General features: G+C 68.6%; 13 protein-coding genes. 5 read left to right on the top strand and 8 right to left on the bottom strand.

All coding sequences use genetic code 11. The features are described from left to right. Positions 1–7: 7 nt before the first annotated feature. From EYF70_RS09000 to EYF70_RS08990, 3 genes are all read left to right on the top strand, one after another. The gene (locus EYF70_RS09000) at positions 8–1,117 is read left to right on the top strand and encodes a sensor histidine kinase (RefSeq protein ID WP_229420775.1); all 1,110 of its coding nucleotides are present in this window, start codon (positions 8–10) and stop codon (positions 1,115–1,117) included. After that, on the top strand, positions 1,105–1,857 hold the full coding sequence (locus EYF70_RS08995; RefSeq protein WP_131145094.1) for a LytR/AlgR family response regulator transcription factor: 753 nt from the start codon (positions 1,105–1,107) through the stop codon (positions 1,855–1,857). The genes EYF70_RS09000 and EYF70_RS08995 overlap by 13 nt, the downstream gene beginning before the upstream one ends. A 110-nt stretch (positions 1,858–1,967) precedes the next feature. Beyond that, positions 1,968–3,197, top strand: coding sequence for an acyltransferase family protein (locus EYF70_RS08990; RefSeq protein WP_131145093.1), 1,230 nt, complete (start codon positions 1,968–1,970; stop codon positions 3,195–3,197). Positions 3,198–3,515: 318 nt separating this feature from the next. Here the strand turns inward: EYF70_RS08990 and EYF70_RS08985 are convergent, their stop codons facing one another. Beyond that, complete coding sequence (locus tag EYF70_RS08985) at positions 3,516–4,472, bottom strand: GGDEF domain-containing protein (RefSeq protein ID WP_131145092.1); 957 nt, start codon at positions 4,470–4,472, stop codon at positions 3,516–3,518. 58 nt (positions 4,473–4,530) lie between these two features. Continuing rightward, positions 4,531–6,930 carry a penicillin acylase family protein gene (locus tag EYF70_RS08980; protein ID WP_131145091.1) on the bottom strand — a complete coding sequence of 800 codons (2,400 nt, stop codon included), beginning with the start codon at positions 6,928–6,930 and terminating at the stop codon, positions 4,531–4,533. A 136-nt stretch (positions 6,931–7,066) separates the two neighbouring features. Here EYF70_RS08980 and EYF70_RS08975 point away from each other — a divergent pair, with 136 nt between their 5' ends. Both EYF70_RS08975 and EYF70_RS08970 read left to right on the top strand, forming a co-directional pair. Then, the gene (locus EYF70_RS08975; protein ID WP_131148986.1) at positions 7,067–7,612 is read left to right on the top strand and encodes a GAF domain-containing protein; all 546 of its coding nucleotides are present in this window, start codon (positions 7,067–7,069) and stop codon (positions 7,610–7,612) included. After that, positions 7,605–8,006, top strand: a complete 402-nt coding sequence (locus EYF70_RS08970; protein ID WP_131145090.1) for a response regulator — start codon at positions 7,605–7,607, stop codon at positions 8,004–8,006. Before EYF70_RS08975 ends, EYF70_RS08970 begins: the two co-directional genes overlap by 8 nt. A 12-nt stretch (positions 8,007–8,018) precedes the next feature. Here the strand turns inward: EYF70_RS08970 and EYF70_RS08965 are convergent, their stop codons facing one another. From EYF70_RS08965 to EYF70_RS08940, 6 genes are all read right to left on the bottom strand, one after another. Next, a complete protein-coding gene (locus EYF70_RS08965; RefSeq protein WP_131145089.1) occupies positions 8,019–9,566 on the bottom strand; it encodes a PAS domain-containing sensor histidine kinase in 1,548 nt (515 codons plus the stop codon). Positions 9,567–9,665: 99 nt separating this feature from the next. Beyond that, positions 9,666–10,892: an esterase-like activity of phytase family protein gene (locus EYF70_RS08960; protein ID WP_131145088.1), complete on the bottom strand. Its 1,227-nt coding sequence runs from the start codon at positions 10,890–10,892 to the stop codon at positions 9,666–9,668. Between the two features lie 147 nt (positions 10,893–11,039). Then, positions 11,040–12,335: a DUF3422 family protein gene (locus EYF70_RS08955; RefSeq protein WP_131145087.1), complete on the bottom strand. Its 1,296-nt coding sequence runs from the start codon at positions 12,333–12,335 to the stop codon at positions 11,040–11,042. Next, positions 12,335–13,276 (bottom strand): LysR family transcriptional regulator, encoded by a 942-nt coding sequence (locus EYF70_RS08950; RefSeq protein ID WP_131145086.1) that lies wholly within the window; start codon positions 13,274–13,276, stop codon positions 12,335–12,337. The genes EYF70_RS08955 and EYF70_RS08950 overlap by 1 nt, the downstream gene beginning before the upstream one ends. A gap of 106 nt (positions 13,277–13,382) precedes the next feature. After that, positions 13,383–14,333, bottom strand: a complete 951-nt coding sequence (locus EYF70_RS08945; RefSeq protein WP_131145085.1) for a glycoside hydrolase family 43 protein — start codon at positions 14,331–14,333, stop codon at positions 13,383–13,385. Between the two features lie 165 nt (positions 14,334–14,498). Continuing rightward, the gene (locus EYF70_RS08940; protein WP_131145084.1) at positions 14,499–15,482 is read right to left on the bottom strand and encodes a glycoside hydrolase family 43 protein; all 984 of its coding nucleotides are present in this window, start codon (positions 15,480–15,482) and stop codon (positions 14,499–14,501) included. Positions 15,483–15,492 lie beyond the last annotated feature (10 nt).

The following is a 15,492-nucleotide window of genomic DNA, read 5'->3' as shown; positions in this document are numbered from 1 at the left end:
ACAACGCATGATGGACGACAGGGCACTGATGGACGACGCCCGCCTGCGCCGCCGCCTGCGCCTCGTCATCGGCGCGGCCTGGCTCCTGTTCTGGATCCTGATGATGGTCACGGCGGTGCAGGATTTCCTGCGCAGCGACGATGGCCCGCTCTGGCGCCCGCTGCTGTGGGAAGGCTCGTCGGCCGCCACCGCCACCGTGCTGCTGCTGGTACAGCGCCATTTCACGCGCCGGGACGACGGCCTGGTGGTGCGCCCGCGCGCCTGGTTTCCCCGCCAGGCGCCCTGGCTCCTGCTCTACTGGACGGCGTTCGTCCCTATCGCGTTCGGTATCCGCCATGCCGTCTACGGGATGATGGGCGACATCTACCCGCATGCCTCGTGGCCGCGCGTGTTCCTGTATGAGAACGTGAAGATCACGATCTTCTTCGCCATCTTCGTGGTCGTCACGTTCGGCGTGCTGTCGTGGCAGGTGATGCAGGGCGAGCGGTTGCGCGCGGAACGCATCGCCGCGCAGCTGCGCGAAGCCCGGCTGCACCAGCTGACGCAGCAGATGCAGCCGCACTTCCTGTTCAACGCGCTGAACACCATCGCCGCCGTAATGCACGAGGATGTCGAGCGCGCCGATGCGCTGCTGGTGCGGCTGTCGGAACTGCTGCGCGCCGCGCTGTCGACCGAGGCGCGGCAGGTGCCGCTGGACGCCGAGCTGCGCCTGCTGCGCGGCTACGCCGAGCTGATGGCCGAACGCTTCGCCGACCGGGTGACGATCGCCTGGCAGGTCGGCGACGGCATCGGCCACCTGGCGGTCCCCTCCATGAGCCTGCAGCCGCTGCTGGAGAACGTGTTCTGCCATACCGTCGAGCGCCGTGCACTCCCTGTGCACGTTACCATCAGCGGCCGGCGCGACGGCGACCGCCTGCTGCTGGCCATCGAGGACGACGCCGGCACGCTGGACGCCACACCCGCCGCCGGTGGCACCGGCAGCGCGCTGGCCAACCTGCGCGCCCGGCTGGCCGCCCTGCATGGCGACGCCGCCACGCTCATCCTGGTGCCGCTGGCGCCGGCCGGCGTGCGCGCCGAACTCGTGCTGCCTTGCGTGGAGGCGCCATGCGCATCCTGATCGTCGACGACGAACGCCCCGCCCGCGACCGGCTGCGCCGCCTGCTGGCCGGTCAGGACGGCATCGAAGCGGTCGACGAGGCCCGCGACGGCCTGGAAGCGCTGGCGAAGGTGGCGACATTCCAGCCCGATGCGCTGCTGCTCGACATCCAGATGCCCGGCATCGGCGGCCTGGACGTCGCCGCCTCGCTGCCCGCCCCGGCGCCGCTGGTGGTGTTCGTGACGGCCTACGACGACTACGCGCTGCGCGCCTTCGACGCGAGCGCGGTCGACTACCTGCTCAAGCCCTGCGACCCGGCCCGGCTGGCACGCGCGCTGGCGCGGCTGAGGGAGCGGCTTGGGGAGAGGCTGAGGGAGCGGCTCGATGCACGCCCGGCCGGCAGCCGCCACGTACCGCTGGCCGGCCTGCCGCCACGCCAGCTGCTGGTCACCGAGCGGGGCGTCACGCGGATCGTGCGCGTTGCCGACATCCGCTGGCTGGAGACGGCCGACAACTACGTGGCGCTGCACGACGGCGCCGCCGCGCCGCTGCTGCGGCAGACGCTGGCCGGCCTGCTCGATACGCTGGGCCCCGCCTTCATCCGCTGCCACCGCCGCGCCGCCGTCCACCTGCCCTGGATCGACCGCCTCGTCGCCAACGACAAGGGCGACGGCCAGGTCATGCTCAAGGACGGCGGCACCGTGCCGCTGAGCCGGCAATACCGCCCCACCCTGCTCGCCGCGCTTGCTGCACTGCCCTAGGCTGCCGAGCCCCCGCCTCACCACGACCGCCTCCATGTCGCCCCATTTCGCTGGCCCGCGCGGAGCCGGCGGCCTAAGCTGTCGTCATCCCATCGCCACTGGACCGCACCATGCACAACAGCACCGCGCACGACGACACCCGCCTGCACTTCCTCGACTGGCTGCGCATCCTCGCCTTCTTCCTGCTGATCCTGTACCACACCGGCATGTACTACGTGAGCTGGGACTGGCACGTGAAGAGTCCCCACGCGGGTGGCGCGATCGAGCCGCTGATGCTGCTGTCGTCGCCGTGGCGGATGTCGCTGCTGTTCCTGGTCTCCGGCGTGGCCTCCGGCTTCCTGCTGAAGAAGCGCGTGGCCCGGCAAGGGCCGGCGGCCGAGGCGGCAAGCGGCGCGCTGGCCACCTTCGTGCGCGAGCGCAGCGCGCGGCTGCTGGTGCCGCTGCTGTTCGGCATGCTGGTGATCGTGCCGCCGCAGCCGTATTTCGAGGTGGTCGAAAAGGTGCGGTATGCCGGCAGCTACGGCGACTTCATGGCGCTGTACCTGCAAGCCTACGGCGGCTTCTGCAAGGATGGCGACTGCCTCACGCTGCCGACCTGGAACCACCTGTGGTACCTGCCCTACGTGTGGGTCTACACGCTGGTACTGGCGGCGCTGGCCTCCATGGCCGGCCACGGCGCGCTCGACCGCGCGGGCAGGCGGCTGGGCGCGATGCTGTCCGGCTGGAAGGCGCTAGCCTTGCCGGTGGCACTGCTGGCGCTGGTGCGCATCCTGCTCAAGCCCCATTTCGAGGAGACCCATGCGCTGGTCGACGACTGGTTCAACCACGCAACCTACCTGCCGCTGTTCCTGGCCGGGGCGGTACTCTCGGGGCAGGCGGCGTTCTGGCGCGAGCTGGAACGGCTGCGCTTCGCGGCGCTCGGCATCGCGCTGGCTTGCTGGGCGGCCCTGGTGGCCTATCTCTGGCAGCCCGAAACGGTGCAGGCATGGCCGGCCGCCGCGCGCACGGTGTGGGCGGCGTGCCAGTGGTGTGCGATCGTGGCGGCTTGCGGCTTCGCGCGCCGTCACCTGTCGGGCGACGGCCCGGCGCTGCAATACCTGGCGCAGGCCGTGTTCCCGGTCTATATCATGCACCAGACGCTCATCGTGTGTTTCGCCCGGCTGCTGCGCGGCGCGGCGCTGCCGCCCGCCACCGAAAGCCTGGTGCTGGTGGTGCTGACCGTCACGGCCAGTTTCGGAATCTTCGAGATCGTGCGCCGCGTGCCGCTGCTGCGGCCCCTGTTCGGCTTGAAGGGGAGCGAACGGCAAGCCACTGGCGCTGTCGCGCGGCATGCGGGTTGAGGATGGGCGCGACCCGGAGGCTTCTTGCGACCCGGTCTCCGACGCCAACGCTTTAAAGTTGAGCCACCCCAACTGCAGAATCCGGGGTCAGGGAGGAATACTGGCTTGCAAGCCAGTATCGCTACGTCGGCAAGGAGCGATGCTCTTTGAAACCCCGACTACGCCCCGCCGGGGTGAAGCAGGGGTTTCGCGAAGCATGCTTCGCGCCTGCGCAACGGTGCTGGCATGCAGGCCAGCATTCCCTCCTGACCCCAGCAGTTCGCACTTGGGGTAGATAAAACGGCCAAGGGCCTGCGAGAACGCCTGGAGCCCCAATGCTCAGTTCAGCACCTTCCGGCTGCGCTTGGCACGGCTCATTTCCGCATCGGCCATCGCGAACGTTTCTTCCAGGTCGTAGCCCGGCTTGCGCAAGGCCATGCCCAGCGCGGCCCGCACGTCGGCCGCGGCCAGCGCTTCCTGCACCCGCAGCAGCAGCGCCTGCGCATCGAAGTAATCGCATTCGACCATCAGCATGGCGAATTCATCGCCGCCCAGCCGGGCCACCGTGTCGGTGCCGCGCGTCACGCTTTCCAGCGCCTGCGCGGTGCGGACCAGCAAGGCATCGCCGGCGGCCCTGCCCTGCGTATCGTTGATGAACCGTACGTCGTCGAGGTCGAGCGAGACCACGCAGGCCGAGTGGCCATAGCGGCTGCAGCGTTCTTCCTCGCGCTGCACCAGCAAGTCCCAGCCGCGGCGGTTGATCAGGCCCGTCAGCGGATCGCGCGTGGTATCCGCATCGGCGCGGTCGGCGTGGCGCTCGGCGGTGCCGGCCTCGAGCTCGCTGGCGAGGATCTTGCTCAGCAACTCGCCCATCAAGGTCACCGTGTCGATTTCCTTGCCGATCGTGTCCGGCTGCGGCTGCGGATCGAATCCGCACAGGGTGCCGAACAGCGAGCCGTCGGCCCGCCGGAGCGGCACGCCGACGTACGCGCCGGCCGGCATCTGCGCCGCCAGCGGCGCGTGCGCATAGGCCGGCACCTCGCGCGTCGATGGCGCGATGCCCGGGCCGTGGCCCAGCACCATGCGCGAACAGAAAGTATCGGTCCAGGGGAACGTGCGGCCCGGCTCGATGCCGTACCGGGCACCGGCAGTGCCGGCCTCCTCCGCAGCCTCGTCGGTATATAGAACGATCCAGTCGTCTCCCTCGGTCCGTGTCACCATCCACAACTGCAAGCCCAGCCGGCGGCGCAGGTAGGCCATCGTGGCCTGCGCCGCCGCAGCGAAATCGTTGATCATGCACGCCCTCTTCGGTGTTAATTGCGCTGCCACATTATGCACCGAATAAACCGCCGTATCACGGCGAGAAAGCTAACGTGTGCTCCACCGGCCCCGGCAGCAGCGGCGTGGCGCGGCCCTGCACCCAGTCGGCGTGGCCGGCCAGGAAATACGGCGACAGCGGATGGCCGCTCTGCCCGCCCGGCATGTTGAAGATGCCGCCCTCCTCCTTGCCCGGCGAAACGGTGAACCGCTCCGACTGGCCGAACGTGGGCCCGGCCACGCGCGGCATGTTGGCATCGCCCGCCTGCTGGTCGGCCGGCACGCTCAGCCATTTGCGCAGCGCCGGCACGGCGCCGGCGATCGGGTGCGCGATCGCGGCCGTGTTGAAGGCGCCCCACGTGGCGGCGGCCAGCGGCTTGCCGTCCGCCGCCAGGTCGCCGATGGTGCGGTCCAGCGCCGCCAGCTGCAGGTCGCGCCAGCTGGCGTACTGCCGCGGCAGCCATGCGGCCGGCTGCTCGTCGAGCAGGCGTGCGATGACGTCGGGCCAGCGCTTGCCGGCCAGCGCGGCATTGCCGCCCCAACCGGCCATCTGCCTGTTGGCGCCGCCGTACAGCAATTCATACAGGTTCCACATGAAGCCGCGCGCGATCCGGTAGCCGCTGGCATCCACGCTGGCGCGCCCCGTCCAGCCCGAGCGCAGCAGGCGCGCCGCCTCGGCCCGTTTCGGGTCGGCCTTGATGGCGGCATCGTCCAGCAGCGCCAGCGCGCGCTCGCGCCAGGGCGCCTGGAACAGCGCCCGGTCGTCCAGCATCACGCCGTACACGGCCTTCTCGTCTACCTTCGGGCCCAGTGCCGCCAGCGCGTCGCGCGCCTGGCGCGTGCGGGCGCCCAGGTCGAAGCCGCCGTCGCCCAGCAGCCCGGCGCCGGGACCGGCCAGCTGGCGGCTGTTCGCGGTCACCAGTTGCGCCGACGCGGGATTGACGATGCGCGGGTACTCGCCGGGCTGCAGCCAGCCCTGCCAGCCCGCGCCGCCGTCGGCCAGCGGGAAGGTGGCATCGGCCGCGGGTTGCGCGCGGCGCGGCAGCGGGCCGGCGATGGTCCAGCCGATATTGCCGGCCGCATCGCCGGCCACGAAATTCTGCGCCGGCATGCCCGATGCGTTGGCCACCGCCAGCGCCTCGTCGAGCGTGGTCGCGGTTTCCATGCGCCGCAGGCCGACATTGAGCAGCGTGCTCTCGTGGGCGATCCAGTGCAGCGCGTAAGTGCGGCCGGCGGCGTCGAACAGCGGCCCGCGCGAGGTGTCACGCACCGCCAGCGTCTCGGACGGCGCGCCTTTCACGAGGATCGTTTCGCGGTGCACCACGGGCGCTTCCCACTTGCCGCCCAGCCGCACCTGCCCGGGCCGCGCCGGATCGGCGGTGGCCGGCACCAGGTCCAGGAAGTCGCCATAAGCGTTGGTGAAGCCCCAGGCCACGTGGCCGTTGCTGCCGGCCACCACGAACGGCGTGCCAGGCAGCGTGACGCCGACGATGCGGCGCGTGGTGCCGTTGCTGTCGGGGACTTGCAAGAGCGCGCGGTACCAGGTGTTGGGCAGCTTGATCCCCAGGTGCATGTCGTCGGCGACGATGGCGCCGCCGGTCACGCTGCGGCTGCCGGCCACGGCCCAGTTGTTACTACCGACATTGCTGTCCGGCGCATCGAGCGTTTCGGCGGACGTGAGCAGCAGCGCATCGCGCGGCCCGGTCTGGCCCCACCACGAAGGCGGCGTGGCCGGTACCGGCGCCGGCGCGAACGCGATGTCGCCGGCGTCGAGCGGCGCATCCCAGCGCGAGGCCGGCGGCAGCAGGAATGCCAGCTGTTCGGGCGTGCCGTGCTCGCGCATCCAGCCGCGCGACACTTCGCGCCGCGCCGTGGCGCCCTGCAGGTCGAGGTACATGGCCCAGATCACCAGCAGCGTGTCGTGGGCGGACCAGGCGCGCGGCGCCTGCCCCAGCAGGCCGTATTCGAACGGCCGCGTGCCCAGCGCCTGCAGGCCGTCGTTGACGCCTGCCGCGTAGCGTTCGATCAGTTGCCGGTCGGCTGGCGTGAGGTGGGCATAGGCCTGCGCGGCGCGGGCACGGAACCGGTGCAGCCGGTGCTCGCGGTCGGTGGGCAGCGCCTTGGGGCCGAACAGTTCGGCCAGCTCGCCGGCCGCCACGCGGCGCAGCAGGTCCATCTGGAAGAAGCGGTCCTGCGCATGCACGAAGCCGGTGGCATAGGAAACGTCGAGCCGGTCGGCGCCGGCGATCGACGGGATGCCCAGCCTGTCGCGGTGCACGGTCACGTTGCCATGCAGCCCGGGCGCGGTGCGCTTGCCGTCGAGCTGGGCGAGGCTGCCGCGCAGGAAGAACCATGCTGTCATCACCACGACGAACACCAGGGCGAGGACACCCCACCCGATGCGCCGGACCCAGCGGCCCCTGCGTCCTCCAGCCATGCATCGCCTCCGCAAAGTTTCTCTGCGGCGCATCTTGCCAGAAATCCAATGCGAACGGGAGCAAAAAAGTGTAAGCGCCGATGGCGGCATGGTAGAGTGGAAACGCCCGTTTCACAGCGAATTTTTTTTGCCCATCATGCTCGCGCCACCCAAACCCGCCAACGAAGCGGCCCGTATCGCCGCCCTGTATGCCCTGCTGATGCTCGACACGCCGCCCGAGCAGCGCTTCGACCGCATCGTCGAATTCGCCGCCCAGGAATTCGACGCGCCGATCGCCCTGATCACGCTGCTCGACGACGACCGCCAGTGGTTCAAGGCGGCGATCGGCATGGGCACCACCTGCCAGACCAGCCGCGACATCTCGTTTTGCGGGCATACCATCCTGAAGAGCGAGATCATGGTGATCGAGGACGCGCTGGAAGACCCGCGCTTCGCCGACAATCCGCTGGTAACCGGCCCGCCGCACATCCGCTTCTATGCCGGCGCGCCGCTGGTGCTGCCGTCCGGCTATGCGATGGGCAGCCTGTGCGTGATCGATACCCGGCCGCGCCGGCTCGACGGCATGGAGCTGGCCATCCTGTCCACGCTGCGCCACCTGGTGGTGCAGCAGCTGATCGGCGAGGATGGCGGCGAGGACGAGGGCAATGACGATGACAAGGGGCGCGAGGCCACCGATGCCTGAACGCCGCATGCTGCTGGTGGAACCGGCGGACATGCTGCGCCGCACCGTTTCGCTGACCGCGCGCTCGCTGGGCATGGAGTCGATCGACGAGGCGGCCAGCCTGCCGCAGGCGCAGCGCCTGCTGCGTGAACGGCGCTATTCCGGCGCGGTGATCGCCATCGACAGCGGCGGCACGCTCGACCTCACGCTGCTCGACGACGTGCGCGAGGGGCGCACCGCCAGCGACGCGGCGATGCCGATCGCCGTCCTGGCCGTGGAGGCGGACGCACGGTTCGTCGAAGCCCTGCGCGGCCGGGATGTGCGCCGCGTGATCCTCAAGCCATTCCGTGCCAAGGTGCTGCTGGAAACCTTCGTGGCGATGGGTGCCGGCGACGCGGCCGGGCCGGCGTCCTGACGGTACCGGCGGTCAGCCCGCCACCGGCAGGCACTGCTCCACCGCGTACGGCAGCCGCAGCGAGAACACGCTGCCCTGCCCGAATTCGCTGCGCACGGTGATGCGCGCGCCGATCAGCGCCGCCAGCCGTTCGGAAAGATGCAGGCCCAGGCCGGTGCCTTCGAACTGCCGCGTGTTGCCTTGGTCGATCTGTGTAAACGGCTTGAACAGCAGGCCAAGCTTGTCCGGCGCGATGCCGATGCCCGTGTCGATGACGTCGATGCGCACCATCGGCCCGGCCGCGCCGTTCTCGCTGGCCGGTCCGGTATTCCTCTCTATATCCGGCTCGACCCGCACCTCGACGCGCACCTCGCCGTGCTCCGTGAACTTGATCGCATTGTTCATCAGGTTGATGACGATCTGCTGCACGGCGCGCCGGTCGGTGCACACCGTGGCGTCGCGGCCAGCCTGGCGCACGTGCAGCGCCAGGCCCTTGGCATGGGCCAGCGGGGCGAACATTGCCGACACATCGCGCACCAGTGCGCTGCAGTCGAACGGCTCGCGGTTCAGTTCCACCTTGCCCGAGGCGATCTTGGTAATGTCCAGGATGTCGTTGATCAGCGAGAGCAGGTGACGCGCGCTGGACTGGATCGTGCGCAGCTGGCGGTCCTGCTCCACGTTGACGGGGCCGGGCAACTGCATCAGCAGCGTTCCCGTGAAGCCGATGATCGCGTTGAGCGGCGTGCGCAGCTCGTGCGACATCGACGACAGGAAGCGGTCCTTGGCCAGGCTGGCATCGGCCAGTTCGGCATTCTTTTCCTGCAGCGCGCGCTCGATGCGCTTGCGTTCGCTGATATCGCGGATCGCGCTCATCACCAGCGTGCCTTCCTCGGTGGGCAGCGGCGACAGGCTGATCTCCACGGGGAATTCCTCGCCGTTGCGGCGCAGCCCGTACAGTTCGCGGCCGATGCCCATCGGCCGCTGCGACGGCGCCAGCGTGTAGGCGACGCGCTGCCACACGTGCGCGCCACGGTAGCGTTGCGGGATCAGCACTTCCAGCGACTGGCCGCGCAATTCGCCTTCCGGGTAGCCGAACAATTCGTCGGCCTGGCGGTTCGCCAGCACGATGCGGCCGGCGGCGTTGGCCATGATGATCGCATCGGGCATCGACGCCAGCAGCGTGCCGAAACGGGCGTCGAGCAGCGCCGCGTCGCGCATCACGCGCAGCGGCGTGACATCCTTCTTGGTCCACAGGATGCAGTCGGGCCGGCCGTCGGCGCCGCGCACCATCTTGCTCGAGCTGTCGATATAGACCAGCGAGCCATTCTTGGCGCGGCGCAGCGATTCGTAGTTGGCCGAGCCGTTGGCCAGCGTATCGAACAGGATGGCGCGCTCGGTGTCGCGCAGCTCGGGCGGCACGATCAACTCGGCAAGCGTGCGGCCGCGCGCCTCGTCGGCCGGGTAGCCGAATACGGACTGGGCACCCCTGGTCCAGTACAGCACCACGCCTTCCATCGTCGTGACGATGACCGCGTCGGGCGTTTCCTCCAGAATCAGCTTGCCGAAATCGATGTCGTTCATGTTGGTGCTTGCAGGCGCCGCCCGCGGCTGAGGCTCGTCACGAAGCTTACCCAACTTCACGAAAGTACCGAGCACGGCTCGCGGTCAGTGGTTTGCGGATCATTGCCCCGGCCGCACGGGCAGGACTTCGAACAGCAGCAGCTGGGTCACCTGGCTCTTGCTGAAATTGTCGTCGCTGACGAAGAGCAGCGTGGCGTGGCCGTTCGGCAGGCGCGGGCCGAATGCGAACCCTTCCAGGTTGTCGAGCACGGGCAGGCCCAGCGTGTTGAAGTCCAGTACCAGGCGCTTGGCCGCCGGCGCGATGGCCGCCGCGCCCGTTGCCGCGCCGCCGGGTGCCTCCTTGGCTCCATCGGCGTTGGCGTTTCTGGCTGCCAGGGCGGCACCGGCCAGCGCGGGAACGGCGGCGATGTCGCTGGCGCCGCGCAGGTCGGCCTCGTACAGGCGGATATGGTTGCGATAGCGGCCGTCCGCGCCCTGCACGGCCGAGCGCTCCAGGACCAGCAGCGTGTGCGGACCGGTGGCGACGATCTCGGAGATGCCGTTGTCGGCGAACTTGCCTTCGCCCGGCCGGGCGGGAATCGCGTCGAGCGGATAGGCATACTGGCCCAGCACGCGCCCGCCGCGGTCGAGGTGCGTGATGCGCGCCAGCGCGCCGCGTTCCGGCGTCGGCAGCTCGCCATCCTCCTCCAGCGGCGCTTCCAGCGCCAGCCACAGGCTGGCGCCATCCGGCGCGAACGACAGCCCCTCCAGGTTGGCGTTGTTGCGCACACCGCGCTCCTTGCCGGGCCACTCGCGCAGCATCGCCGGCAGCGGCATTTCACCGCGCAGCGCGCCGTCGGCGCCGGCCTGGCGCACGAACGGATCGAGGCCGATGCGGCCATCGCCCTCGCTGGTGTACCAGATGGTGCCGTCGCGCGGGTCGACGCGGGCCGATTCGATATCGGGTACCACGCCGCCCACCTGCGCGCCCTGCCGCGCGCCCGGATAGGTGGTGCCATCGCCCTGGCGGAACAGGCGCACCCCCGTCAGCGCGACGGCATCGAACGCGGTGGCCGTGAAGCGTGCGGCGGCACGGTAGTAACGGGCCGGATCGGCACCCGAGCGGTCATCGCTGGCCAGGATCCACTCGCCGGCCGCGGCATCGTAGTCCACGCCGGACAGGCCACCCACGGTTGTCCCCTGGAACGCCATCTTCCACGGCATGCGCTGCTCGCCGATGAAGCGCAGCCCCGCCACTTCTCCGGCAGGCGGCCCCGCCACCGCCGCGCACCCCGCCAGCACCCCGGCCAGGCCCAGCACCGCCACCCGCATCGTCCAACGCTCCATGGCACCCCGAATGTTCAATCGACGCAACATTATGGCAGAGCCGCGTGGGTTTCCAACAACACCCTCCACCGGGGACAGTGCCTTTTTTAAGGGAGCCAGGGTTGCCAATGCCCTGGACAGCAGGGATACGGGAGACGTTGAGCTTAATCAGGCGTGATGCTGCCCGCGATGCAGCCGCTTGTGCATGTTGCGCAGCGTGAGCCAGACGCCGCCGGCGACCAGCGGCACGGCGATGCCGATCAGCGCGTCGGCATTTGGCACCAGGCCGAACACCTTGGCGCCCTTGATCGAATAGCCCAGCAGGCCGACCACGTAGTACGAGATCGCCGCCACCGACAGCCCCTCCACCGCCTGCTGCAGCCGCAGCTGCTGGGCGGCGCGGGCGTTCAGCGATTGCAGGATCGCCCGGTTCTGCGTTTCCTGCACGATGCCCACGCGGGTGCGCAGCAGGTCGTTGCTGTTGGCGATACGGCGTGCCAGCGCTTCCTGCCGCGCGGCGACGGCTTCGCAGGTGCTCATCGCGGGCGCCAGCCGCCGTTCCATGAATTCGGCGACGGTCGGCACGCCTTCGATGCGTGTCTCGCGCAGCTCGTCGATGCGCGTGTTCACCAGCTTGAAGTAAGCCTTCGAGGCCGCGAAGCGGTAGCTGTTATCGAGCGACAGCTTTTCGAGGCGCGCGGCCAGGTGCGTGATCTTCTGCAGCAGCGCCTGTTCGGTCGTGCCGTCGGAAGCCAGCAGCGACTCGGTCGCCTCGGCCAGCTCCTTTTCGACGGTATTCAGTTCCGGCACCGCGCGCTGCGCCGCCGGCAGTCCATACAGCGCCATCATCCGGTAGGTCTCGATTTCCAGCACGCGCTGCACCAGGCGCCCGGCCTGCTGCTCGCGCATGCGCACGTCGTTGACGACGAAGCGCGAGAAGCCGTCGGCCTGGATGGCGAAGTCCGAGCATACTTCCCCTCCCTGCATCACGTTGCTGGCGGCCAGCGTCACGTGCTCGAACAGTTCCTGCACCGGAGCGTGCTCCGACGCGCCGCCCTTGCGCAGGATGACGTGGGCCGCGACCAGGATGCGCCCCTTCAGCGACAGCAGCCATTCCTGCGGCACGTGCCCGATCGGCATGCGCTCGAAATCCTCGGCCTCGTCGGTGCGCTCGGCGAAGGTATAAGTGGCGAACTCGGAATGCAGTTCCCACTTGAGCCGGAAGCGGCCGAAGTCGTGGTAGAAGAAGCCGCCGTCGCGCGCCGGCGCAGTCACGCCGAAGTGCGCGCACAGCGCGGCCAGCAGCTCGTGCTGGGCCTGCGCATTGTTGTTGCGGCCATGGCCGAACACGGCGATGTGCGACACCCGCTCCGGCGCGCGCAGCTTCAGGAACGGCCGCGAGTGCAGTTCCGCGGCAAGCGGCACCCGTTGCGGATGGTTCAGGCTGGAGAACACGAACGACATCAGTACACCTCTTTCGCGGCGCTGCGCACGGCGGTGAGCAGCAGGTTGGCGCCCGGCGACAGCAGGTGGTCCTGCTGCCGGATGATGCCGAACGCATCCATCTTGAACGGCAATTCGATCGGCAGGATCGTCAGCACGTTCAGCGACTGGTAGTAGCGCGCCACGTCGACCGGCATCACGTGCAGGGAGTCGGTTTGCTGGAGCAGCGCGGTGATCAGCAGCAGCGCGGTGGTGTCCACGGTATTGGCGGGCGGCTCCAGGCCGGCGCGGCGGAACATCATGTCCACGCGGTGGCGCAGGATGCTGCCCTGCGGCGGCAGCACCCACGGGTGCCCTGCCATGTCCTTCAGGGTCAAGTTGGTCGCGCTGGCCAGCGGATGTCCGTTGCGCGCCACGGCGCATGCCGGCTCCTCGGTCAGCTCCTCGTACGACAGCCGCGAGTTGGTATCGTGCTCCAGGATGCGGCCGATCATGAAGTCCAGGGTGCCACGCTCCAGCATGGCGACCAGCGTGTTGGACGGTTCCATGTGCACACCGATGCGCAGCAGCGGCGCCTGCTGCTTGACCTTGGCGATCGCCTGCGGCAGCAGCGACATGGCCGGCGTCATGATGACGCCGATCTCCACCTGGCCGACCAGGCCCGATTTCAGCGCCAGCACGTCGTCATGCGCCAGCGACAGGCTGGTCAGGGCCATGCGCGCATGGCGGATCATGGTTTCGCCGAACAGCGTGGGCTCCATGCCGCGCGGCAGGCGCTCGAACAGCTTCACGTCGAGCATCTCTTCCAGATCCTTGATCTGCTTCGAGGCCGCCGGCTGCGTCATGTGCAGCGTTTCCGCGGCACGGTGGATGTTGCGTTGTTCGTCGAGCGCGATCAGCAGCAGCAATTGGCGCGTTTTCAGGCGCGCGCGCAAAAACCAGTTGGGATTGAGTGTATCCATCGGCGCATCATATCATTGCCGAGTTTCAATCCGGCATCGGGAAACCGCCGGGCACCCGCCCAGCCGCCATTTTGCAACGCACGGCTGTCGGTACCGGGCCGGGCGTTTACTTGCAGCTGGCGGTAGGGTTGGCGGCCGGTCCCTCGGCGGTCTGCGGGATGAACGGGATGGTGCCGTCGGCGTTGTAGCGGAACTCTTCCACGGCCACCGAGCGCCGGTGCTCGCCGCCGTTCGGCAGGTCGGCGTTGTGGTACACCACGTACGACTTGCCGTTGAATTCCGCGAAGGCGTGGTGCACCGTCTTCGTCTTCTTGTTGGCGTCCATGATCTTGCCGCGGTAGCGCCATGGGCCGGTGGCCTTGTCGCTGGTCGCGTACACGGTGTACTCCGGCCAGTCGCGCGAGTACGACAGGTAATAGATGCCCTGGCGCTTGTGCAGGTACGGTGCCTCGGTGAACTGCGGCAGTCCCTCGGTGACGATCGGGCCATCGAGCTCGGTCATGTTCTTCTTCAGCTTCGCGTACTTCAGCACCTGGTTGCCCCAGTAGAGATACGGCGTGCCGTCGTCGTCGACGAAGACGGTCGGATCGATGTCGTCCCAGCCGATATCGGTCTGTAGCGTCATCGCGTTGGTGACCAGCGGCTTGCCGATGGCATCGCGGAACGGGCCGGTCGGGCTGTCGGACACCGCCACACCGATCGCCTTGGCATTCGCGGCGCGCTCGGTAACCGTGGCGAAGAACCAGTACTTGCCGCCGTGCTTGACGATGTCGCTGGCCCAGGCGGAATCCTTGGCCCAGGCGAAGGTGTCGTAGCGCAGCGCGGTGCCGTGCTCCTTCCAGGTCTTCATGTCGCAGCTCGACAGCACCAGCCATTCGTTCATCACGTAGCCCTTGTCGTCCGGCGATTCGTCGCGGCCGGCGTACACGTAGGCCCGCCCGCCGTCGACCAGCACGGCCGGGTCGGCGGTGAATTTATCCTTGACGAGGGGGTTGCCGGCCAGCGCCGACGCGGCGCACAGCACGGCCGCCGCGGTAAAGATGGCACGCTTGAACATGGTGTCTCCAATCCAGAACGTCGTTTTCTGAGGTAAATACCCGCCGGCCACGATGCCATTCAGATCAACCCCGGATGCGGAGACTGGGGTCAGACCCGTCGGGTCTGACCCCGGCATCTGCCGTTGGGGTGTATCCAGACTTTCGCTGCGAGCGAGATCGCGCGGTTACTTCTTGCAGGCCGCCGTCGGGTTGGGCGCCGGGCCTTCGGTGGTCTGCGGGATGAACGGAATCGTGCCATCCGCGTTGTACTTGAACTCTTCCACGGCCACCGAGCGGCGGAACTCGCCGCCATTCGGCAATTCGGCGTTGTGGTAGATGATGTACGACTTGCCGTTGAACTCGGCGAACGCCTGGTGGATCGTCGGCGTGTTCTTGTTCTGGTCCATGATCTTGCCGCGGTAGTGCCACGGGCCCGTGACCTTCTTCGCCGTCGCATACACCGTGTGCTCGGGGAATTCGCGCGAGTACGACAGGTAGTAGGTACCGTTGCGCTTGTGGACGTACGGCGCTTCCGTGTAGTGCGGCAGGCTGGTGGTCTGGATCGGGCCGGCCATCTCGATCATGTTCTTCTTCAGCTTCACGAACTTCAGCGTCTGGTTGCCCCAGAACAGCCATGGCGTGCCGTCGTCGTCGACGAAGATGCCCGGATCGATGTCATCCCAGGCGATGTCGGTTTCCTTCGTCATGTCGTTGGTGACCAGGGCCTTGCCGATGGCGTCGCGGAACGGCCCCGTAGGGCTGTCCGCCACGGCCACGCCGATGCCCTTGGCATTGGTGCCTTTGTCGTGCACGGTCGCATAGAAGTAGTACTTGCCGCCCACCTTCGTGATGTCGCTGGCCCAGGCCGAGCCGCCGGCCCACTTGAACACGTCGTAGCGCAGCGCGGTACCGTGCGCGGTCCAGTTCTTCATGTCGCAGGTCGAGTACACGAGCCACTCGTTCATCACGAAATCCTTGCCTTCCGGCTTGGGCGGCGCTTCGTCGTGGCCGGCGTACAGGTAGACGCGGCCCTGGTCCACCAGAACCGCCGGATCGGCCGTGAACTTGTCGGAGAACAGGGGATTGCCGGCGTTGGCCGAACTGGCCCAAACGGACGCGCAGGCGCCCGCCACCGCGAGCGCCAGGGCGCCGAGGCTTTGCTTCTTCATCTAAAACTCC

This window comes from Pseudoduganella albidiflava, from assembly GCF_004322755.1.
Classification (GTDB): Bacteria; Pseudomonadota; Gammaproteobacteria; order Burkholderiales; family Burkholderiaceae_D; genus Rugamonas; species Rugamonas albidiflava.
Note: the sequence above shows the minus strand (reverse complement) of the source record. Positions and strands in the feature narration are given on the sequence as shown.

Coding starts and splice junctions, on each gene's coding strand:
- EYF70_RS08975 (WP_131148986.1), top strand. CDS start 7,067: ATGCTCGCGCCACCCAAACCCGCCAACGAAGCGGCCCGTATCGCCGCC.
- EYF70_RS09000 (WP_229420775.1), top strand. CDS start 8: ATGATGGACGACAGGGCACTGATGGACGACGCCCGCCTGCGCCGCCGC.
- EYF70_RS08970 (WP_131145090.1), top strand. CDS start 7,605: ATGCCTGAACGCCGCATGCTGCTGGTGGAACCGGCGGACATGCTGCGC.
- EYF70_RS08980 (WP_131145091.1), bottom strand. CDS start 6,930: ATGGCTGGAGGACGCAGGGGCCGCTGGGTCCGGCGCATCGGGTGGGGT.
- EYF70_RS08960 (WP_131145088.1), bottom strand. CDS start 10,892: ATGGAGCGTTGGACGATGCGGGTGGCGGTGCTGGGCCTGGCCGGGGTG.
- EYF70_RS08990 (WP_131145093.1), top strand. CDS start 1,968: ATGCACAACAGCACCGCGCACGACGACACCCGCCTGCACTTCCTCGAC.
- EYF70_RS08965 (WP_131145089.1), bottom strand. CDS start 9,566: ATGAACGACATCGATTTCGGCAAGCTGATTCTGGAGGAAACGCCCGAC.
- EYF70_RS08995 (WP_131145094.1), top strand. CDS start 1,105: ATGCGCATCCTGATCGTCGACGACGAACGCCCCGCCCGCGACCGGCTG.
- EYF70_RS08950 (WP_131145086.1), bottom strand. CDS start 13,276: ATGGATACACTCAATCCCAACTGGTTTTTGCGCGCGCGCCTGAAAACG.
- EYF70_RS08945 (WP_131145085.1), bottom strand. CDS start 14,333: ATGTTCAAGCGTGCCATCTTTACCGCGGCGGCCGTGCTGTGCGCCGCG.
- EYF70_RS08940 (WP_131145084.1), bottom strand. CDS start 15,482: ATGAAGAAGCAAAGCCTCGGCGCCCTGGCGCTCGCGGTGGCGGGCGCC.
- EYF70_RS08955 (WP_131145087.1), bottom strand. CDS start 12,335: ATGTCGTTCGTGTTCTCCAGCCTGAACCATCCGCAACGGGTGCCGCTT.
- EYF70_RS08985 (WP_131145092.1), bottom strand. CDS start 4,472: ATGATCAACGATTTCGCTGCGGCGGCGCAGGCCACGATGGCCTACCTG.